General features: G+C 64.8%; 21 protein-coding genes. 12 read left to right on the plus strand and 9 right to left on the minus strand.

Translation table 11 applies throughout. The features are described from left to right. Nucleotides 1-13: 13 nt before the first annotated feature. Nucleotides 14-1,318, minus strand: coding sequence for an EipB family protein (locus MF134_RS04380; protein WP_369695407.1), 1,305 nt, complete (start codon nt 1,316-1,318; stop codon nt 14-16). Here MF134_RS04380 and MF134_RS04385 point away from each other — a divergent pair. From MF134_RS04385 to MF134_RS04415, 7 genes are all read left to right on the plus strand, one after another. Then, nucleotides 1,317-1,784, plus strand: a complete 468-nt coding sequence (locus MF134_RS04385) for a RidA family protein (RefSeq protein WP_255338186.1) — start codon at nt 1,317-1,319, stop codon at nt 1,782-1,784. The two genes, MF134_RS04380 and MF134_RS04385, sit on opposite strands and share 2 nt — an antisense overlap. A gap of 4 nt (nt 1,785-1,788) precedes the next feature. Further along, entirely contained in the window at nt 1,789-2,523 is a 735-nt protein-coding gene (locus MF134_RS04390; protein WP_255338524.1) for a glycerophosphodiester phosphodiesterase family protein, read from the plus strand. Between the two features lie 39 nt (nt 2,524-2,562). Then, a complete protein-coding gene (locus MF134_RS04395) occupies nt 2,563-3,765 on the plus strand; it encodes a GNAT family N-acetyltransferase (protein ID WP_255338187.1) in 1,203 nt (400 codons plus the stop codon). 129 nt (nt 3,766-3,894) lie between these two features. After that, nucleotides 3,895-4,335: an HIT family protein gene (locus tag MF134_RS04400; protein ID WP_255338188.1), complete on the plus strand. Its 441-nt coding sequence runs from the start codon at nt 3,895-3,897 to the stop codon at nt 4,333-4,335. 78 nt (nt 4,336-4,413) lie between these two features. Then, nucleotides 4,414-5,052: a MarR family winged helix-turn-helix transcriptional regulator gene (locus MF134_RS04405; RefSeq protein ID WP_255338189.1), complete on the plus strand. Its 639-nt coding sequence runs from the start codon at nt 4,414-4,416 to the stop codon at nt 5,050-5,052. After that, nucleotides 5,049-6,383, plus strand: a complete 1,335-nt coding sequence (locus MF134_RS04410) for an HlyD family secretion protein (protein WP_255338190.1) — start codon at nt 5,049-5,051, stop codon at nt 6,381-6,383. Before MF134_RS04405 ends, MF134_RS04410 begins: the two co-directional genes overlap by 4 nt. Beyond that, complete coding sequence (locus tag MF134_RS04415) at nt 6,380-7,933, plus strand: DHA2 family efflux MFS transporter permease subunit (RefSeq protein ID WP_255338191.1); 1,554 nt, start codon at nt 6,380-6,382, stop codon at nt 7,931-7,933. The genes MF134_RS04410 and MF134_RS04415 overlap by 4 nt, the downstream gene beginning before the upstream one ends. A gap of 19 nt (nt 7,934-7,952) precedes the next feature. On the opposite strand, the gene MF134_RS04420 is transcribed toward MF134_RS04415, so the two are convergent. The 5 genes from MF134_RS04420 to ettA all read right to left on the minus strand — a co-directional run bounded on the left by MF134_RS04420 (nt 7,953) and on the right by ettA (nt 12,551). After that, entirely contained in the window at nt 7,953-8,786 is an 834-nt protein-coding gene (locus tag MF134_RS04420; protein WP_255338192.1) for a DUF2182 domain-containing protein, read from the minus strand. Between the two features lie 46 nt (nt 8,787-8,832). After that, nucleotides 8,833-9,468, minus strand: a complete 636-nt coding sequence (locus MF134_RS04425; protein WP_255338193.1) for a DUF1326 domain-containing protein — start codon at nt 9,466-9,468, stop codon at nt 8,833-8,835. 280 nt (nt 9,469-9,748) lie between these two features. Next, nucleotides 9,749-10,210, minus strand: a complete 462-nt coding sequence (gene derI, locus MF134_RS04430) for a D-erythrulose-4-phosphate isomerase (RefSeq protein ID WP_255338525.1) — start codon at nt 10,208-10,210, stop codon at nt 9,749-9,751. A 217-nt stretch (nt 10,211-10,427) separates the two neighbouring features. Further along, entirely contained in the window at nt 10,428-10,766 is a 339-nt protein-coding gene (locus MF134_RS04435) for a hypothetical protein (protein ID WP_255338194.1), read from the minus strand. 135 nt (nt 10,767-10,901) lie between these two features. Continuing rightward, nucleotides 10,902-12,551: an energy-dependent translational throttle protein EttA gene (ettA, locus tag MF134_RS04440; protein WP_255338195.1), complete on the minus strand. Its 1,650-nt coding sequence runs from the start codon at nt 12,549-12,551 to the stop codon at nt 10,902-10,904. A gap of 603 nt (nt 12,552-13,154) precedes the next feature. On the opposite strand from ettA, the gene MF134_RS04445 reads away from it, so the two are divergent. Further along, nucleotides 13,155-13,760 (plus strand): transglutaminase-like cysteine peptidase, encoded by a 606-nt coding sequence (locus MF134_RS04445; protein ID WP_457589945.1) that lies wholly within the window; start codon nt 13,155-13,157, stop codon nt 13,758-13,760. A 204-nt stretch (nt 13,761-13,964) separates the two neighbouring features. On the opposite strand, the gene MF134_RS04450 is transcribed toward MF134_RS04445, so the two are convergent. The 3 genes from MF134_RS04450 to MF134_RS04460 form a co-directional block, all read right to left on the minus strand. Next, a complete protein-coding gene (locus MF134_RS04450) occupies nt 13,965-14,174 on the minus strand; it encodes a DUF3126 family protein (RefSeq protein WP_255338196.1) in 210 nt (69 codons plus the stop codon). Nucleotides 14,175-14,258: 84 nt separating this feature from the next. Then, nucleotides 14,259-15,095, minus strand: coding sequence for a serine O-acetyltransferase (cysE, locus tag MF134_RS04455; protein ID WP_255338197.1), 837 nt, complete (start codon nt 15,093-15,095; stop codon nt 14,259-14,261). Between the two features lie 148 nt (nt 15,096-15,243). Then, a complete protein-coding gene (locus tag MF134_RS04460) occupies nt 15,244-16,008 on the minus strand; it encodes an alpha/beta fold hydrolase (RefSeq protein WP_255338198.1) in 765 nt (254 codons plus the stop codon). 137 nt (nt 16,009-16,145) lie between these two features. Between MF134_RS04460 and MF134_RS04465 the strand changes: the two genes are divergently transcribed. The 4 genes from MF134_RS04465 to MF134_RS04480 all read left to right on the plus strand — a co-directional run bounded on the left by MF134_RS04465 (nt 16,146) and on the right by MF134_RS04480 (nt 20,799). After that, nucleotides 16,146-16,391, plus strand: a complete 246-nt coding sequence (locus tag MF134_RS04465) for a zinc-finger domain-containing protein (RefSeq protein WP_255338199.1) — start codon at nt 16,146-16,148, stop codon at nt 16,389-16,391. Nucleotides 16,392-16,410: 19 nt separating this feature from the next. Continuing rightward, nucleotides 16,411-17,643, plus strand: coding sequence for an FAD-dependent monooxygenase (locus MF134_RS04470; protein ID WP_255338200.1), 1,233 nt, complete (start codon nt 16,411-16,413; stop codon nt 17,641-17,643). A 168-nt stretch (nt 17,644-17,811) separates the two neighbouring features. Continuing rightward, a complete protein-coding gene (locus tag MF134_RS04475; protein WP_255338201.1) occupies nt 17,812-19,980 on the plus strand; it encodes an OmpA family protein in 2,169 nt (722 codons plus the stop codon). Between the two features lie 90 nt (nt 19,981-20,070). Continuing rightward, nucleotides 20,071-20,799 (plus strand): SDR family oxidoreductase, encoded by a 729-nt coding sequence (locus MF134_RS04480; RefSeq protein WP_255338202.1) that lies wholly within the window; start codon nt 20,071-20,073, stop codon nt 20,797-20,799. The last annotated feature ends 153 nt before the right edge of the window (nt 20,800-20,952 follow it).

The following is a 20,952-nucleotide window of genomic DNA, read 5'->3' on the forward strand; positions in this document are numbered from 1 at the left end:
GAGGACTTCTTCGTTACTCCGCCGGCGCGCCTGCCGGGCAAGACGCCCCCTCCAGCAGTTCCAGATCGACCAGCTTGCCCGAGAGCGAGTAGCCGTCGAATTGCAGGAGCTGGTCGCCGGTGACGCCGTTTTCGAAAAGGGTGTAGGTGCTCTCGAAGACCGGCAGGCCGTCGGCGTCGCTGTCGGTATTGTAGAAGGATTCGCTGACGCGCCAGGCCTTGAGCCCGGAAAGCTGGTCCGAAAGGCTCAAGCCGGGATTGGCAGCCTCTTCCGCTATCGCCGCATCTGTCGCCGCCCCGTCTTGCTGGTCTGGGCCTGACACGCCCCCGTCGGCCGAAGCGTCTTCATCTCGCGACGCTCCTTCTTCGGTCGGCAGGCGCTCATCTTGCACGTCGGCCAGGTCATCGGCCGCGCTCGGGTCTGCATCGGTCGAGGCTTCCGGCTCTGCGCCGGTCTCGAGCTCATTCGGCGTCGCGGGATCGTCGGTCGTCGTGGGCGCCTGGTCTTCATCCGCCGCGGCAGCTTCATTCCGCATCCCGGACTGCGCATCCCGGCGGGCCTTCGCCGTATCGTCGGCCGCCTGCAGCTCCTGCCTCACCTCTTCATCCGAGAGCGGCGTGATGATGGCCGTCGTCGTGGTCATCTTCTCGGCTTCGGCGTCGCCGTCGAAGACATGGGCCTGGAAGATGACGTCGCCGCGTTCAGCGGCCGCGATGATCGCGCGGGTGTGGTCGAGGGGATAGAGCGAGCGGGGGATTTCGACCTCGCGCTCGGTGGGCTGGCTGTAGCGCACGACCGTGGTCTCGCCTTTGGTCTCGGCACGGCCCTTGATCACATTGTCGGAGATCGTGTCGACGAAGGTCTTGGCGTCGAAATCGAGCGTGCTGCCGTCGAGCGCCTCGCGCATCTTGATCTGCTGGTCGGTGACGATCATCTCCTGATCCTGCACGAACCTTGCGACGAAGCGATAGTCGATGTCCTGGGCCTCACAATCGGTGCGCGCCATTTCGATCGCGATTCGACCGTCCACCGCCGCCATCGCGTCGCTCGCCTCTTCGAGCGCCAGATCGTAGGCCGCGCGGTGCGGCACGAGCCGGACGCTCTCCTCGGCCAGGACGGGCATTGGAGAGACGGAGATCGCAAAAAGGACCGCAAACGCTTGTCTTGCCATAAAACCACGATCTTTCGCTGGCTCTGAGGATCGGCTACCGATCGAATCGTCACGGCGCCCGGCGCCATGCCTCCAGATTTCCTTGAAAAACACGACGGTGCCGTGTCTTACGGTCCTATTCGCCCAGAGAGAGGAACACAACATCATGGCCGACACGATCGAAAGCCGTCTTCAAGCCGCCGGCGTCACCCTGCCGGATGCCGCCGCGCCCGCCGCGAACTACGTGCCGACGGTGACCTTCGGCAATATTCTGCAGACCTCCGGCCAGCTCCCGCTGGAAAACGGCGCGCTGGCAGTCACCGGCAAGCTCGGCGGAACGGTGAGCCTGGAAGACGGCCAGAAGGCCGCGCGGGTCTGCGCCGTGAACGTGCTCGCGCAGGCGAAGTCCGCGCTCGGCGGTGATCTCTCCAGGATCGGCCGCCTTCTGAAGCTCACCGTCTTCGTGTCGAGCGATCCGAGCTTTACCGAGCAGCACAAGGTCGCCAACGGCGCCTCGGATTTCCTGGTCGAGATTCTCGGCGACAAGGGCCGCCACGCCCGTTCGGCGGTCGGCGTGCCGGCGCTGCCGATGGATGCGGCGGTGGAAATCGAGGCGATGTTCGAGATCGTCTGACGTGATGCGGGCTTACGACGGGCCGTTCCGCTGGCTGGTGGAACGGCCGATTGCCCATCGCGGGCTGCATGACGGCAACCGTACGATCCCGGAGAATTCGATCTCCGCGGCCCTCGCCGCGATCGCCGCCGGCTATGCCATCGAATGCGACGTACAGATGTCGGCGGACGGCACACCGCACGTCTTCCACGACGCCAATGTCAACCGCATGACCGGCCGGCATGCCGCCTTTGCCGGGCTCGACGACCGCGCGATCGCGGAACTGCGGCTCGGCCCGACCACGGCGACGATCCCGACCCTGTCGCATTTCCTGTCGATCGTGCATGGCCAGGTGCCGGTCGTGGTCGAGTTGAAGGGCGGAGACCGGGCCGGAGATCCAGGCTATTTCTCGCGCATCAAGCCGCTGATCGACGCCTATCGCGGCCATCTCGCCCTCATGTCCTTCGATCACTGGGTGATCGACCAGATGCTGGAAGACCGGCCCGTCGGTCGGCCGATTGGCCTGACGGCCGACGGCAGCCGCGCCGGAGTCCTTGCCACTCACCGCGCCGTCTTCGAGCGCGGCTGCGACTTCGTCTCCTACGACGTGCACGATCTGCCCAACAGCTTCGTCGACTGGGTACGCCGCGAACGCAGTGCGCCCGCCCTGTCGTGGACGGTACGCAACGAGAGCGAACTCGTCGTCAGCGCGCGTCACGTGGACCAGATCACCTTCGAGGACTTCGCGCCGCAGCATTAGGCGCTTGCGCCCGGGCGCAAAGGGCTTACCTCTAGCCCCATGAGCCAGTCATCCGAAGCCGGCCAGTCGGCCCTGTCCATTCGCGTCGTCGACCAGGTGGCGGCGGTGGATGCCGGCGTCTGGGACGCGCTCGCCTCGACCGTGCCGCCAAAGTCCGAGGCTTCCGCGAGCCCCGCCAATCCCTTTCTCTCCCACGCCTTCCTCAAGTCGCTGGAGGATTCCGGCTGCGTCGGCAAGCGCGCCGGCTGGCTGCCGCAGCATCTGGTGCTCGAAGATGCGGGCGGGACGCCGATCGCCATCGCGCCCGCTTATCTGAAATCCCACAGCCAGGGCGAATACGTCTTCGACTATGGCTGGGCCGACGCTTTCGAGCGCGCCGGCGGGCAGTATTATCCCAAACTCCAGATGTCGGTGCCCTTCACGCCCGTCACCGGCCCGCGCTTCCTGGTCGGCCATGGCGAGGATGCCGACCGCCGCCGCCGGGCGCTCGCCTCGGGCGCCAGGGCCTATGTCGCCCAGACCGGCATCTCTTCGGCCCACGCCACGTTCTTGCGGCCGGAAGACCTCCATGTGGTGGAAGAAGCGGACTGGCTGCACCGCATCGACCAGCAGTTCCACTTCTACAATCGCGGCTATGACAGCTACGACGGCTTCCTGGAGACCCTGTCGTCGCGCAAGCGCAAGAATCTGCGCAAGGAACGGCGCGACGCACTGGCGAACGACATCACCGTCGAATGGCTGACCGGCTCAGACCTGACCGAATCTGCCTGGGACGCCTTCTTCACCTTCTACATGGACACCGGCGAGCGCAAATGGGGCCGGCCCTATCTCAACCGGCGCTTCTTCTCGCTGATCAGCGAGCGCATGGCCGACCGCATCCTGCTGGTCATGGCGAAGCGCGAGGGCCGCTACATCGCCGGTGCACTGAATTTCCTCGGCGCGAACGCGATCTATGGCCGCAACTGGGGCTGCATCGAGGACCACCCCTTCCTGCATTTCGAGATCTGCTATCACCAGGCGATCGACTATGCGATCGCCCACGGGCTCGGCGTCGTCGAGGCCGGCGCGCAGGGACAACACAAACTCGCCCGCGGCTACGAGCCGGTGACGACCCACTCGGCGCATTTCATCGCCCATCCCGGCCTTCGCGCCGCAATCGAGGACTATCTCGAAGCCGAACGCGACGAGGTGGAGCGCGTCGGCGAGGTGCTCGGCGAGCACACGCCGTTCAAGCGGGGATAGCACTTCAGGTCGACGCCCCTCATCGGGGTGCGAAAAGGCCCATTATTCCCACCAAGCGCCGCAAAGCATGGACTTGGCGTCGCCCTTGCCTACCCTGTCGACGCGACAGGACAATGGAGACAGATCACCATGAGCGCCGCAACGCCCGCCTATGACGACGGCAATATCTTCGCCAAGATCCTCCGGGGCGAGATTCCCAGCGATCGCCTGATCGACGACGAGGTGGCGATCGCGATTATGGACATCATGCCGGAGTCCAAGGGCCATTGCCTGTTGATCCCGAAGACCGCCTCACGCAATCTTCTCGACGCCTCCGACGAGACGCTGGCCAGGGTCATGCCTGTCGTCGCGAAGCTGGCGCGGGCGGCGAAGGCCGCGTTTTCCGCCGATGGTGTAAGAGTTGCGCAGTTCAACGAGGAAGCTGGCGGGCAGACGGTCTTTCATCTGCATTTCCATATCGTCCCCGTCTATGAGGGTGTGCCGTTGAAGCGCCATGCCATGGGCGAGGTGCCGGCCGAGACACTGAAAGAACACGCCGAAGCGATCCGCGCGGAACTCGCCAAACTCTGACGGGCTGCGCCCGCAAAACCGATCATCGTCGATCCCCTGGCGCCCGTTTTCCCTTCTGGGAGGCGGGCGTTTTGACGTGTGGAAACAGGATTCGCTGCCCTCTTCACCGAAATTAAATGCTGCAGTGATCATCTGCTTGCCGATCATAAGCTTGTTTATTATATGCAAGCCATGACGAACGAGCCTGCTACGCCCTACACCCCCAGCCTCGGCTTTCTGCTGATCGATGCCGCGCGTTTGATGCGCCGCCGCTTCGAGCAGGAAAGCCGTGATCTGCCGATGACATCCGCGCAGTCGCAGATCATCGCGCGGCTTTCCCGCAACGAAGGAATCCGCCAGGCGGGCCTCGCTGCGCTTCTCGACATCGAGCCGATGACGCTCTGCCGGCACATTGACCGGATGGTGGCGGCCGATCTGGTGGAGCGGCGCCAGGACCCGAAGGATCGGCGTGCCCGGCAATTGTTCACGACCGAAACGGCCCGTGCCCTGCTGGACCCCATGCGAAAGCGCGCCGCGGTGGTCTTCGAGGAAGCGCAGAGGGGCCTCTCCGAAGAAGAACGGCAGGCGCTGATGGCGTGTCTGGAAACGCTCGTCCGCAACTTGTCCGACTCGGACGCCGGAGAGCCGCCACCCGGTGCCACGTCCAAGGCTCGTTTCAAGAATTCCGGCAAAGCCGAACGCCATACGATGGCGGCAGAGAAAGAGACCATCCGATGAACGCCCAACCCGACAAGAAGAGCCACGCCGAAGCCGAGCCGGCGGAGGAGACCGGACCGAGCGTCGACCCTGCGGCGCAGGACACAAAACCCCTCTCCGCCGACGCGACCGAGACCGGCGCTCCGCCTGCGAAGAAGAAGCGCAAGAGCGGCATTCGCAAGCTTCTGATCTTCGGCCTTCCTCTCGCGATGGCGGTCGGCGGGGCCTATTTCTGGGTCACCGGCGGCCGCTACATCGAGACCGAGGACGCTTATGTCCAGCAGGATCGCGTGACGGTCATGCCCCAGGTGAGCGGCCAGATCGCCAGCGTGGCGGTCGAGGAAAACGGACCAGTCAAGGCCGGTGATGTGCTCTTCACCATCGATGACAGCGTCTATCGCAACGCCGTGGAGCAGGCGCAGGCCAATCTCGAAAGCGCGCGCCTGACGGTCGAGAAGCTGAAGGCCGCCTTTGGCCAGGCCGTCGCCGACCGGCAGACGGCGGCGGATTCCGTCGAGACGGCGCGGACCACCTTCGAGCGTCAGCAGTCGCTGGTGAAGAGCCGGGTCGCCTCGCAGAGCGCGCTCGACGACGCCCGCCTCGCCTTGCAGAAGGCGCAGGGGCAGCTTTCGAGCGCCGACCAGGCGGTGCTTTCCGCCAAGGCGGCGCTGGCCGGCGATCCCGACATCGCGACCGACCGCCATCCGATCGTCCTGCAGGCTCTGGCCGACGTTCATGCCGCCGAACTCGATCTCGAACACACGGTGGTGCGTGCCTCCGAACCCGGCATCGCCAGCCAGACCGCCAGGCTCCAGGTCGGGCAGTATGTGACGCCCGCGACCGCAGTGATGACGGTGGTCGAAAGCGGCCAGAGCTGGGTCGAGGCGAACTACAAGGAAACCGAACTCACCCACATGCAGCCGGGTCAGAGCGTCGAAGTGGGTTTCGACGCCTATCCCGACGTCGAGCTGAAAGGCACTGTCGGCTCGATCGGGGCCGGCACCGGCTCGGAATTCGCGCTGCTTCCGGCGCAGAACGCCACCGGCAACTGGGTCAAGGTCGTTCAGCGCGTGCCCGTGCGCATTCATCTCGATCAGGGCAGCGAGATGCCGGCCCTTCGCGCGGGCATGAGCGCCAGCGTCACGGTCGACACCCACCACGTCCGGGGCGTGCCGCAGTTTCTTCAGCCTGTCGTCGCCTCGCTCGGCCTGAATGACTGGTTGAAAGGCAACACCGCGGTCGCTGCGACGATCGACGACCAGAACACGCTTGCCAAGACCGCCCTCGCCAAGGGCGATGCTCCGGCCGCCGCGGACAAGGGAGAGGCCGCCGCCGCGACCTTTGAGCAATGAGCACCGCCCCGGCCGCAGCCGGCGGTTCCGAAACCAAGCCCGTTCCCTACAAGGGCCTGATCACCGTCTCGATCATGCTCGCGACGGTGATGCAGGTGCTCGACACCACCATCGCCAATGTCGCCCTGCCCAACATGCAAGGGGCGCTGGGCGCGACCCAGGACCAGATCACCTGGGTGCTGACCTCCTATATCGTCGCCGCGGCGATCATGACGCCGGTCACCGGCTGGCTGTCGGACCGTTACGGCCTGCGCGAGGTTTTCATCGCCTCGGCGGCGGGTTTCGTCATCGCCTCAATGGCCTGCGGCATCGCCACGAGCCTCGAGGAGATGATCCTCTTCCGCCTGTTTCAGGGCCTGTGCGGCGCCGCGCTCGTGCCGCTTTCCCAGACTGTACTCCTGCAGATCAACAGTAAGGAAGAGCATGGCCGCGCCATGGCGATCTGGGGCGCGGGCATCATGGTCGGCCCGATCGTCGGCCCGACGCTCGGCGGCTGGCTGACCGAGACCTTCGACTGGCGCTACGTCTTCTTTGTCAATCTGCCGATCGGCGCATTGGCTCTCGCCGGCATGGTGCTGTTCCTGCCAAGATCCGAGACGCGCCAGCGCGGCTTCGACTTCTTCGGCTTCGCCATGCTCACCCTGTTCATCGGCGCGCTGCAGATGTTCCTCGATCGCGGCGAGCAGGTGGACTGGTTCGCCTCGCCGGAGATCTGGATTGAGCTCGGCCTCGCGATCACCGGGCTGTGGGCCTTCACGCTCCACATCACCGGCCGCGACGACGCCTTCATCGATCCGAAGATCTTCACCGACAAGAACCTCGTCATGGCGCTGGTCATGATCTTCGTCGTCGGCATGATCTTGCTCGCGGGCCTCGCGCTGTTGCCGCCGATGCTGCAGAACATTCTCGGCTATCCGGTGGTGACGACCGGCATGGTGCTCGCTCCGCGCGGCGTGGGCACGATGATCTCGATGATCGTCGTCGGCCGCCTCGTCGGCAGGGTGGACACGCGCATTCTGATCTTCACCGGCCTCGTGCTGACGGCGATCTCGCTCAACATGATGAGCGGATTTTCGATCACCATGGATCAGATGCCGATCATCACGTCGGGCGTCATCCAGGGTCTCGGGCTCGGCCTCGTCTTCGTGCCGCTCTCGACGCTTGCCTTCGCGACGCTGGAACCCCGTTTCCGTGCCGACGCCGCTTCGCTCTTCAGCCTGTTGCGCAATATCGGCTCGTCGGTCGGCATCTCGATCGTCTCGGTGGAACTCGCCCACAATCTGGTGATCAACCGTTCCGAACTCGTCTCCGGCCTCAACCCGTTCAACCCGAACTTCTCGAACATGGCCGGGTCGCTGCCGGTCGATCAGGCGACGCTGATGGCGGTTCTCAATGCGAAGGTGCAGGCCGAGGCGGCGATGATCGCCTATGTCGACGACTTCAAGCTGATGATGATCATCACGCTCTGCGCGATTCCTCTTCTGGCCTTCATGAAGCCACCGAAGGCTCAAGCAAGCGCCGAGGCCGGTCATGCACCGGCCATGGAGTGACGCCTCTACGCAATGATGATCAAAGCGCTCCAATCGCCGTCCAGAGACCGGCGGCGATGAGGACAGGGCCAAGGAACCTGGCGAAGCGATCCCCGCGGGGCATCAGCTTTTCAAGAAGGACGACGATGGCAAGGCCGGCGATCCAGTAGACATTCATGATCCCGCCGACGAAGAGGAGTGCCATCAGGCTCCAGCAGCAGCCGAGGCAGTAGGCGCCGTGCTCCATGCCCATGCGCAGGGCGCCGCCCGGGCCAGGGCGCCAATGTCGCGACAAGAACTCGGCCGGGGCACGGCAATGTTCGAGGCAGACGGTCTTGAATGGCGACAATTGATAGATCCCTGCAGCGATCAAAAGACCGGCCGCAAGCCAGACATCGGTCGACCACATCATGGGTTGCGAAAGAAGGAGCGCCTGCTCTGCCGACCATTGCAATGCGGTCGCCACAACCGAAAAGACGAGCCAGACCGCGAGATAGCCCGCCAGGAACAGGCCCGAGGGAACGATCCCGGCCGGCATTCGCCCCTTGGACTGGGCATGGCGCGTCACCCGGGCGTGGAGCAGGATCATCGGCGCGGCGCTTGGAGTCATCATGGCGATCATCATGATCCACCACATGGCGACCATGATCACCCATGTGAGCCCCGACCACGACATCACCGGCATTGGCATTCCGCCGACGCCCGGTGCAAGCTGCAGCCGGCTCATCGCCCACAAACTCATCCCGGTGCCTGCTCCCGAATGGAGCCATACCCAGGCGAGCAGCGTGATGGCGACCAGACCGGCAATGACGATCGACCGATCGCGTCGCAGAAGAGTCTCGACGAAAGTGCCGGCTTCGCGGGCGGAATTCATCTGACGGTCTCGGAGAATTGGTTTCGATCTCTGGCCGATGTCGCGGTCAGGCGTCGATGACGCCATGTGGCCCGTAGGCCGCATTCCACAAAGCGGCGTAGCGCTGCTCGCGGTGCATTTCCAATGCGCCCTGGGCAGTGAACGTGCCGCTGCCCATCTCCGCGCGTCGGAATTCAAAGCCTTCCGGAAGCAGGATCAGCGCACGGTGGGCCGCGCCTGTCACCGGATTCAAGATCGGTTCGACATCGAGCTTCATGTGCCCCGCAATGTGGAATCCCGCATTGCGCCCTTCGACGTCGCAGTGAAACTCGATCGGCGCGAAGACCGGATCGAACTCTTTCGCGATGGTCGAGCCGTAGATGTTGAAGACCGTCGTCGGCTCCTGCTCCTCACCGCCGAGGATCTTGAAGAGCGCCTCGCGCTGCTCTTCGGTCGCCGAAACGTCGATGAAGCCCTGAACGGTGCCGCCGCCCTCATGCACCGGGCCCGGCCAGCGATAGACCGCCGCGACCTTCAGCCCGTCGAGCCGGACGTCACCGAACCAGCCCTCTTCGATCAGCATGCATTCGAGACCCTCGCAAAGGCCTTCGCTCGGCTTTCCGTTGAATTCACAAGGACATCCGTAATCGCAGCTGCAGGCGCCAATTTTCGGACCCTTGATCTGCCAATCCACATAAGCCATGGCGCCACCTCAGCAACAGGAACGCCAGTTCTATTATTGGATATCCGAAAATTGCACAAGCAACCTTTTGCCTTCCCCTAGGGCGCCTCTCTCAACGAGACCCGCAGAAGACTCCATGATATCGTCGCCGTGAATTGAGCCGAAGGCCAAAAGGGCAGGCATGCACAAATCATGGCCGGAGAGGGTTGCGGCGACTGGGTCATCGCCGCAAAGGTCCGAAATCGCGCGATAAAAAGCTCGACGGCCGCGAAAGCAACCGGCTCTCGCCGCAGGCTTATCTTCAGGCGGGAGAGTACTTCTGATCGAGGGCATCGATCGCCTCGACATTGGGGCCAGAGGAACTCTGCGGGTCGAACTCGGAAGCGAGATACTTCTCGACGATCGCCTTGGCGAGTTCCGGCCCGATGACGCGGGAGCCCATGGTGATGATCTGGGCGTTGTTGCTCTTGGCTGCGCGCTCGGCCGAATAGGTGTCGTGGGTCAGCGCCGCCCGGATGCCGGGGATCTTGTTGGCCGAGATCGAGACACCGAGCCCCGTGCCGCAACACAGGATGCCGCGATCGAAGCGTCCTTCCTTGACCGCCATCGCCAACCGTTCGGTGGTGTTGGCGTAGCGCTCGTCGCTCTGTTCGGGCGTCGGGCTACCATCCTCGAAGGTGACGTCGTCGCGGGTCTTGAGATAGTCCGCAATTGCCTTGACGAGCGGCTGGCCGGCGCTGTCGCCGCCGATGATGATCTTCATGGTCATAAGCGTTTCCCCAAATTCTGATCGCCCACGGAGCGAGGCGTTCGCCTCTCCTGACTCCGTCAAGGGCGCGTGGTCAATATGCGTGGCCCGGAGCGTCTGAAGGTCTTCTCCCGAGCGAGACCCACTCAAAGAACGAACAGGAGCCTATCGCTGTTGAGCCGGGAGGGCCGCACCAGGCAAGGTTCTCATTTGCCCCATGTGGGCAGTCGCCCTACCAGGCGCAAATCCGGGTATCGGTGGCATCGCTCGCCCAGCAGGCCGGCTCGTCGCGCTGGCGTACATAGGTGCCGGGCAGTGGCACGCTGCGCGTGCCGTCGAAATTGCCGTAGGCAGACGCAAAGCCCGGGCTCTCGACCAGAAGCGAAAAGGTCGGATAGCCCGGCGCCGAAATCTCGAAACTGCCCGACCCGTCGGTCAGCTGGAAATCGCAAGGGTAATAGCCGTCATCGGTGGTGAAGCACCGGGCCGGCTTGGCGGCGGCCTGCGAGGCGACGAAGAGCAGGACGGCGGCCATGGCCGCCGCTCCGAGTTTCGAACGAGTCATGCCCATGTGAAGCGGACCTCCCTCAGCGCCCCGCAGGCAACCTACATGAGCGGCCCGAAAACCGGAACGGTTTTTCGGCAGGCAGGACAGCCCAGCCGGGCGGGTCGAGACGCCGCTCCGGCCGGTGGCCCCTGAGAAGGACTAGCGCGTCAGCCTCTTGTAGGTCGGGCGCTTGGGATTGACCGATTCCGGGCCGAGACGGCGCACCTTGTCCTTCTCGTAGTCTTCGAAATTGCCCTCGAACCATTCCACATGGCTGTCGCCCTCGAAGGCGAGGATGTGGGTGGCGAGGCGGTCGAGGAACATGCGGTCGTGGCTGATGACCACGGCGCAGCCGGCATATTCCTCCAGCGCATCCTCGAGCGCGGTCAGGGTCTCGGTGTCGAGATCGTTGGTCGGTTCGTCGAGAAGGATGACGTTGGCGCCGGATTTCAGCATCTTGGCGAGATGCACGCGGTTGCGCTGACCGCCGGACAGCGTGCCGACCTTCTGCTGCTGGTTCGGACCCTTGAAGTTGAAGTTGCCGACATAGGCGCGGGAATTCATCTCGTACTTGCCGAGCTTCATGATGTCGACGCCGCCGGAGATCTCCTCCCAGACGTTGTTTTCCGGATTGAGATCGTCGCGGCTCTGGTCGACATAGCCGAGATCGACGGTCTCGCCGACGGTGATCGTGCCGGAATCGGGCTTTTCCTGCCCGGTGATCATCTTGAAGAGCGTCGACTTGCCGGCGCCGTTCGGGCCGATGATGCCGACGATGCCGCCGGCCGGCAGCTTGAAGGAGAGGTTCTCGATCAGCACCCGGTCGCCGAAGCTCTTGGTCAGGTTCTCGACCTCGATCACCCGGTTGCCGAGGCGCTCGCCCGTCGGGATGACGATCTTGCCGTCGGCGGGCTTGCGGTTCTCGGCCGCCTCCACCAGCTCGTGATAGGCGCGGATACGGGCCTTCGACTTGGTCTGGCGGGCTTTCGCGCCCTGGCTGATCCACTCGCGCTCGCGGTTGATCGCGCGCATGCGGGCATCGTCCTCGCGGCCCTCCTGGGCCATGCGCTTGGCCTTCTTCTCCAGATAGATGGAGTAGTTGCCCTCGTAGGGCACGCCATGGCCGCGGTCGAGCTCGAGGATCCAGCCGGTGACGTTGTCGAGGAAGTAGCGATCGTGGGTCACCATCAGCACCGAGCCCTCATACTCGCGCAGGTGCTTTTCGAGCCACAGGATCGTCTCGGCGTCGAGATGGTTGGTCGGCTCGTCGAGGAGCAGGATGTCCGGCTTCGACAGGAGCAGCTTGCACAGCGCGACGCGGCGCTTCTCGCCGCCCGACAGCGGGCCGACATCGGCATCTGAAGGCGGGCAGCGCAGGGCGTCCATCGCCATTTCGACCTGGTTTTCCAGATCCCACAGGTTCTGGGCGTCGATGATGTCCTGGAGCTTGGCGCCCTCTTCCGCCGTCTCGTCGGAATAGTTCATCATCAGTTCGTTGTAGCGGTCGAGGATCGCCTGCTTGTCGGCAACGCCTTCCATGACGTTCTCGAAGACCGTCTTGTCGGGATCGAGATGCGGCTCCTGAGGCAGGTAGCCGACGGTCGCGCCTTCGGCGGCCCAGGCCTCGCCGGTGTATTCGGTGTCCTTGCCCGCCATGATCTTCAGAAGCGTCGACTTACCCGCGCCGTTGGGGCCGAGAATGCCGATCTTGGCGTCCGGGTAGAAGGACAGGTGGATGTTGTCGAGAACCTTCTTGTTCCCGTAGGCCTTGGAGAGGCCGGACATGTGATAGATGAACTGGCGTGCCATGGCGCGCTCCGTCTTCGAGCCGAAAAGTGATGTGTGGAGTTGCGCCGTCTCTAAGCCATCCGCGCCGTAGGAGCAACGCCGTCGCCATGACCGCGGCGAAGAAGTGACTGGAACCCGCCCCGCGCCGGCCCGAGCGACGGTTTTCACCATTCATTCACCGCAAAACCCGCCGGAATCGGAAAATTCGCCCGATTTTCTGCCGCCAGGCCGCCAAGATTAAGGTTTGCGCCGGCCCCGACACCGCGAAGGCCAGTGGCTCGGCAGTGTCGGACGGCCGCATTCGGAGGCAGCACCGCCCTGCACCTGGCTCTGGGAGATCCCAGCGACGAGCGTCCAGTCGGGCTCAAAACGTCGAATTTTCAGAGCTTTTTGCCTTCCGCACTGAACGGACCCGCCGAAACGCAGCGACCAGCCGAGACGTCAAGGCCAACATGCTTGCACAAACGTGAATCTCGCGCCGAAAATTCGAATGTCGGCACCAATCATTCCGCAAGTATAATTCGTCGATATATTGGATCAAATTTGAATCGAATTGCACTTCGACATTTTCGTCTGAAGTAAAACTGGAGCGTCATTCTTCACCCATCGACGGGGAGAATGACAATGAAAAAAACATTCAAACATTTGAGCGCCGCAATCCTGGCGATGGGTATGCTGGCAGCACCGACGCTCGCCAATGCCGCCGCATCCTCGCACATGGCGACCACGGGGATCACCTCGCAGCCGATCGGGCACTACGAATTCTGCAAGCAGTATCCGTCCACCTGCAAGGCGACTCCCTCGCCGGCAGCGGTTCGGCTGACGCCCGAGCTGTGGTCGCGGATCGTGCAGGTGAATGACGCGGTGAACACCAGCATCGTGCCGCGCACCGATCAGGAGATGTACGGCGTGCCGGAAGTCTGGTCCTATCCGACCGTCCAGGGCGACTGCGAAGACTTCGCACTGTTGAAGCAATACATGCTGGCGCGGGAGGGCGTTCCGAGTTCCGCCCTGTTGATCACGGTGGTGCGCCAGACGAATGGGGAAGGTCATGCCGTCCTGACGCTCAGAACCGATCAGGGCGACTTCATTCTCGACAATCTGGACACTCGCATCCTCGCCTGGGAGGCGACCGACTACACCTATCTGAAGCGCCAGTCCGAGCGCAATCTCGGCAAATGGGTCGGCATCGACGACCCCCGCGACATGCTGGTCGGCAGCGTCCGCTGAGGCGTCACACGAGCCCGGTCGCCGCGCCCGGCGGGGGAACGGCGACCACAAGGTCTGCAATCTGAGGAATTGCCCGGAATTTCCCCGTCCTTTTCCGGGCATTGCCGGAGGCCGGCGTCGCGCCGAAAGTCGTGACCCGCCTCCGGCCTTTTCTTTGCCATGGCGAGAGCTGGAGCCAACTCCGCGCGCTTTGCCCCCGCCGTCCTACTCCAGATCGATGTCGAGGATCGTCATGGTGAAGTGGTAGGACAGCTCGCCCTCTTCGGTGTCCTTGGACATCAGGCCGACGAATTCGTCATTGATGTAGACTTCGGCGGAGTCCGCCTTCCGAGGCAAGCCGCGCACTTTCAGATCGACACCCTTGAACGTCTCCCTCAGATAGGCTTCGAGCTTGCGTATTTCGGCGGGGCTCACGGGCTTCTCCTCGCTGGATTGGGGAGATGGTTAGCTAGGTGGCGCGGCCGAATTTCAATCCCTTCAAAGACTAAAGACCGAGCCTCAGTCTTCGCGACCGAAGCTCTGGTCCATTTCCCGGGCGGGCTGATCGCAGCTCGTGGTACCGATCACCTTGGCCGGCACGCCGGCAACCGTCGAGTTCGGCGGGATCTCCTTCAGAACGACCGAGCCGGCCGCGATCTTGGAGCAATTGCCGACCTTGATGTTGCCGAGCACCTTGGCGCCCGCGCCGATCAGGACGCCCGAGCCGATCTTGGGATGCCGATCGCCGAACTCCTTGCCTGTGCCGCCGAGCGTCACGTCCTGAAGGATCGAGACATTGTCGCCGATCACCGCGGTAAAGCCCACGACTAGCCCGGTCGCGTGGTCGAGGAAGATGCCTCGTCCCATGCGCGCGGCCGGATGGATGTCGGTCTGGAAGACCGCCGAGGAGCGCGCCTGGAGGTAGAGCGCGAAGTCGCGGCGCCCGTTCTGCCAGAGCCAGTGAGCGAGCCGGTGGGTCTGGATCGCGTGAAAGCCCTTGAAGTAGAGGAGCGGTTCCAGATAGCGCTCGCAGGCCGGATCGCGGTCGTAGACGGCCTGAATGTCGATCCGCAGCGTTTCGGAAAAGACGCTGTCATTGGCGATCATCGCCTCGAAGGCCTGGACGATCTGGATCGCCGGCACGTCGGGGTGATCGAGCCGCTGCGACACGCGATGCACCAGTGCCGCCTCGAAGCTTCGCTGGTTGAGGATGGTCGCATGGATGAAGCTTGCGATCACCGGCTCGGCGCTGGCGACGGCCTCGGCCTCCTCGCGGATCTGCGCCCAGATCGGGTCGACGGCCTGGAGCCGCTCCTGGCTGGCACTCTGGAGGCCCTTGGACTTCACGACGCTCATGGTGCTCTCCCATGGCTGGGTTTCCGAGGCCCTTCCGGACCCGCTCGAGGTCAAGATGTAAGGGATCGACGTTTTGAGGGAAAGGGAGTCGAGGGCCGGAGCACCGCCTTCGCTGCCGAGTTTTGCTTGACGTTTCGGTGAGCCGATCTCAAACGGGCGCATCCAGAAAGGCCACGGCCCGCGCCTTGAACGCCTTGTCGCCGACGGCGAGCATGTGATCCCGCCCTTCGATCGCCAGCAATTCGGCGTTCGGCATCAGCTCCACAAGCGGCCCCGGCGCCCCGGCGACATCGTCCTTGGTGCCGACGCCGATCAGCACCGGTTGGGCGATCCGGCCGACTTCCTCGCGGGACAATTCGGCGCGCGAGGTCTCGATGCAGGCGGCGAGCGCAAGGCGGTCGCTCTTCGTCTTGTCGGCAAAGGCCCGGAACATGCGTCCGCGCGGATGCGTCACGTCGTCGAGCGAGGGCGCGCGCAGCGCATCAGCGATCGGATCCCAGTCGCCGACACCCTCCACCAGACCGATCCCGAGACCGCCGAGGATCAGCCGCTCGACGCGGGTAGGACTCGCCAGGGCCGCGAAGGCCGACACCCGGGCGCCCATGGAATAGCCGAAGAAATTTGCACGCTCGATGCCAAGGTGGTCGAGCAGCGCGAAGGCGTCACCCACCATCTTCTGCGGCGTGTAGGCGGCGGGCTCCTTCGGCTTGTCGCTTTCCCCATGGCCGCGATGGTCGAAGGCGACCACACGAAACCCCGCCTCGGTCAGCGTCACCACCCAGCCCGGCTCGATCCAGTTCACCCGCATGGAGGAGGCAAAACCATGGACGAGGAGCACCACCGGCGCCTCAGCGTTGCCCTCGTCGAGATAGGCGAAGCTCAGCCCCTCATGGGAAAATCGATCGGTCGCCATCGGAGCCCCTTTTGTCCTGACATCGTCCATGCATGTCGATAGGGCGCCCCTTGCCGCGGGAAACCCCTGTTCTTTTGCGAAAGCCGACACTATGGTCCGCCCGCATCTTCAGAATACAGCGAAGGTTTTCAGAACCCATGGCCGGACATCCGATCCCGCATTTTTCGAACGACGCCGGGCATGCCGTCATCGAGATCGGCGTCAAGGAATTCATGTGCTGTGGCGCCAATCCGCCCCATGACCATCCTCACGTGTTTCTGGACATGGGCGACGAGCCGGAAATCGTCTGCAGCTACTGCTCGACACTCTATCGCTGGAACAAGTCGCTGAAGGCCGGCGAGACCAACCCTCCCGGCTGCGTCTTCGAGGAAGAAGCGGCCTGAGCGAATTCGCAGGACGCACATGACCATCCGAGAGGGTAAGCAGGGCGCCGCGGCGGGAGCCGCCGGCAGATTCCGCACGCCTCCGCCGCGGATCGCCATCGCCGGGGCGGGGATCGCGGGGCTGACGATGGCTCTGCTGCTCGCGCGCCATGGCCTCAACGCCACGGTTTTCGAGCGCGCGGCCGCGCTCGAGGAAGTGGGTGCCGGCCTGCAGCTCTCGCCCAACGCGCTCCGGGTCCTCGACCAGCTCGACCTTCTGCCGGCACTGCGCGAGGTAGCCGTCGAGGCGACGAGCGTCGATCTGCGCCGGTCCGGCGGCAGGCGGATCGCCTCGGTCCCGGTTCATGCCGAAGACGACACCCCCTACCTCTCCATCCACCGGGCCGATCTGCAGGCGGTGCTGCTCGCCGCGGTTCGTGGCACGCCGGCCATAACGCTACAGCTCGGAGCGGAGCTCGGCCGCGTGTCGACGGATTTTTCCGCCGCCACGATCGAGGTCGAGACGAATGGCGCGCGTGAACACGACGTGGTCGATCTCCTGATCGGCGCCGACGGGGTACGCTCACCCCTTGCGAAGCAGGCCCGCCTCGCTCCGGCCGTTCCGACCGGGACGACCGCATGGCGTACAACGATCGAAAGCGCCGATCTGCCGCCGGAGTTTCGGCCTGCCAACGTCGTCGCCTGGCTCGGCGCACGGCACCACGCTGTCGCCTATCCCATCCGGGCGGGCCGCGCCGTCAATCTGGTGATGATCGCACCCGGCCAGGAGACGGATCCGGCCTCGGGCGAGACGGTGCCGCAGCAGTTCCGGTCCTGGGACTCCCGGCTCACCGGGCTGATCGAACGCGCAGCGCCGCCGACACCCTGGCCGCTGGCCGGCGCCCCGGCCTCGCGCCCTTTCGTCATCGGCGGCGACCGCATCGTCCTGATCGGCGATGCCGCCCACGCCATGGCGCCCTATGCCGCGCAAGGCGCAGGCATGGCGATCGAGGATGCCGCGGTGCTGGCGGCGGCTATCGCCGAAAATGCCGATATCACCGCGGCCGCGCGCGCCTACGAGGCCATCCGCCGGCCGCGGATCGACAAGGTGCGCAATCGCGTGGCGTTTCACCGATTCGTCTACCATCTGCCGCTGCCCTTCTCCCTCGGGCGCGACACGGTACTCGCCCTGCGGCCCAAAGCCGCGCTCCGCTCAGATCTCGCCTGGCTCTACGACTGGCAGCCGCCCGGGATCGTCACAGCTCCCGCCTGAGCGCGAGGAGTGGCGGGAACGGACCCCACGCCTGCCTCGTTTCTGAAAGCCCGCTCGGCAATAAAGCGCCGCGACGCGGCCTTGGCGCGTATTCGCGCCGGCCGCGATCCGGTCATCCCAGAACGAGCGGGGATATTGCAAGGGACGGAACCCAGGGGTCATCGATTCATGCCCAGTATCAGACGCACCGGCCGCCTTCTCGGCGTTGCCGCACTCGCCACCTCGACCGCGCTGTCCGGCCCTCTCGCCGCGCCGCTCGACGGTGTGCCGCTTCGCTCTTCCCTGCAACAGGGCGCTCCCCAGGACGCTGGCCGGGACAATCCGAATTCGGCAGCGGCGACGCTGCGGCTTGCCCAGCAGGACGAGGAGCTGCCGCCCGTCGACGCCGCACCGGCCGAACCGGCACCGGAGCCGCAAGCCGAACCGGAGGCATCCCCCGCCCCGGAACCTGCACCCGAGCCGGCTCCAGAGCCGGTGCAGCAGGAGGCAGCACCCGAACCTGCGCCGGAGCCCGCTCCTGCGCCGGAACAGGCTCCCGAACCTGAGCCCGCCCCCACACCTGAACGGGCCCCCGAGGCCGAGCCACAGCAGGCCGAGCCTGCCCCGGAACCCGAGCCGCAGCCCGAACCGGCACCGGAACCGCAGGCGCAGCCGGATGCTTCAGACGCCCCGGCCGCAGAGACTCCGCCGGCGGCCGAAGCGAGCGATCAGGCTCCGGCCGACCAGCCCGCAGCGGACGCACCTGCCCCCGATTCACCCGCGGTCGAAGAGGCACCCAGCCCTGCGGACACGCCGGACGTGCCGGCCGAAGACAGCGAGGCGCCGCCGGCCGAGATGCCGTTTGGCGTGCCTTCCGAGGCGACGGGCGAGCCTGCGGATGCCGAGCCCGACAATGCGCCGGCGCCGAGCGAGCGACCGGCCAACGAGCCGGTCCCGACGCCCAATCCCGGGGCGGAAGATGCCCCCGTGCCGCAGCCGGCACCCGACGCGGAGGCCACAGCGCCGACCGATGACGGTGAGCAATCGGCCGATCAGGCGCCTGACGCGATGGATCAGCAGCCTGACGACGCCGAGCCGGCGCCGGCCGACGCCGCGGCCGATGCCCCTGATCCGACGGCCGATGCCCCGTTCGGGATGCAGCCCGATGCTTCGGCCGACAGCGGCGAGACATCCGACCGGCCGGGCGAATCGCCGGAACCGGTGCCTGCCGAAACCCAGAACGAGGCGGTCGCGCCGGATGATGTCAGCGCCAGCGACGCCCGTGTGCAGCGGCTCGAGGAACCCGTCGCCGTTCCGTCCGTCACCGCCGAACAGGGCGAGCGTTTCGAGCGCCCGCGCCGCGACCGGGGAGACGGCGAGCGAGGCGGTCGCCGTGGTGACCGCGAGGCCCGTGGAGAGGAGGACCGCAGAGACGGTGCGACCGAGCTTCCGCCGGGTGTCGAGATCGTCGACCGGGTCGGTGACCGCGACATTCTTTCGATCGTCGGGGCTGGTATCGCCGGTGCCGTCGCTGGCGGTGCGGCCGGTTATTTCATCCGCGGTGACGACGAGGGGCGCCTCGTCCAGAATGCGGATGATGAATATTACGAACGGCTGCCGCGCGGGCGCACCCGCCAGACGGTCGTTCGGCCGAACGGTGTCCAGGTGGTGACGATCTCGAACCGTTACGGCGACATCATCCAGCGTTCGCGTATAATGCCGGACGGACGGGAGATCGTGCTGTTCTACGATCCGTATGCGGCGCGGAGCGAGCGTCCGACCTACGATCTCGATCCGGCCCGCGACCTGCCGCCGCTGCGTGTCGAGATCCCGCGCGACGAGTATATCGTCGATGTCTCCGAACCCGACGAGGATCTGTACTACCGCACGATCGTCGCGCCGCCCGTCGAGACGGTCGAGCGGATCTATTCGGTTGACGAGGTCCGTCGTTCCGAACGCATCCGCGACAAGGTGCGCCGCATCGATCTAAACACCATCAATTTCGGTTTCGGATCCGCCACGATCGAACAGGATCAGGTCGACAACCTTCAGGCCCTCGCCGATGCGATCAACGAGGTTATCGACAAGAACCCGGCCGAGACCTTCCTGATCGAAGGCCACACCGATGCGGTGGGCAGCGACCTTGCCAATCTCGCTCTCTCCGACGAGCGCGCCGAGGCTGTCGCGGCGGCGCTGACCGAGTATTTCGACGTTCCGCCGGAGAACCTCGTCACCCAGGGCTATGGCGAAGCCTATCTGAAGGTCGACACGCAGGAGCAGAACGCCGAGAACCGACGCGTGACAGTTCGCCGGATCACCCCGCTGGTGAAGCCGGTGCAGACCTCCAGCGCCAACTGAGCGCTCGAAGACAGCCCATAACCAGACATGCGGGCCGGCGATCTCGAAGGGGTCGCCGGCCTTCCTTTTTTCAAGAACCGGGAGATCGTCATGAGCCTCGACAATCAGACCCATATCGTGACCGGCGCGGCGTCGGGTATCGGCCATGCCATTGCCACGCAGCTCATTGCCGAAGGCGCGAAAGTGCTCGGCGTCGACACCGACGAAGTCGGACTGGAGCGCCTGTCGGGTCGCACCGACCGCCTCGTCACGCTCACCGGTGACGTTTCCCAAGAGGAGACAGTGGAACGGGTGGTTTCGCTCGCCCTCGAACGCTTCGGCGGAATCGACGGCATCGTCTGCAATGCCGGCATCATGAAGCGCGTGCCGGTGGGCTCACTCGACCTTGAAGACTGGCAGCGGGTGATGGACGTCAACCTCACCCAGAGCTTCCTCTTCGCCAAGCATGGCGAGAAGGCCTTGCGCGCGAGTCGCGGTGCGATGCTGCTGATCTCCTCGACCCGGGCCTTCATGTCCGAGGCGAACACCGAGTCCTATTCCGCGACCAAGGGTGGCCTCTTCGCGCTCGCCCATTCACTGGCCGTCAGCCTGTCGCCGGAGGTCCGCGTCAACGCCATCGCGCCCGGCTGGATCAACGTTTCCGGCGAGGAATTGCGACCGGAGGATCATGCCCAGCATCTCGTCGGGCGCGTCGGCCTACCGGCCGATATCGGCCAGGCGGCGGCTTTTCTGCTGGACGGCGAGAAGGCCGGCTTCATCACCGGCCAGACCCTAGTTGTGGATGGCGGCATGACCCGCAAGATGATCTACCAGGAGTAGTTTCACGCCGCTTCGATATCACCTCGACCATCAACTCGTAATAAGCGATATTTGAAATGTGACTCAATTATTGATTGCGTCAATCCATGACTTTCAGTAGCCTTCGTCCCGGATTGCGGCCCTCTCGTGAGGTCGACCGCCTATTGAGAGGAT

Origin of the sequence: Jiella marina, assembly GCF_024359545.1 — a bacterium.
Lineage (GTDB): Bacteria > Pseudomonadota > Alphaproteobacteria > Rhizobiales > Rhizobiaceae > Jiella.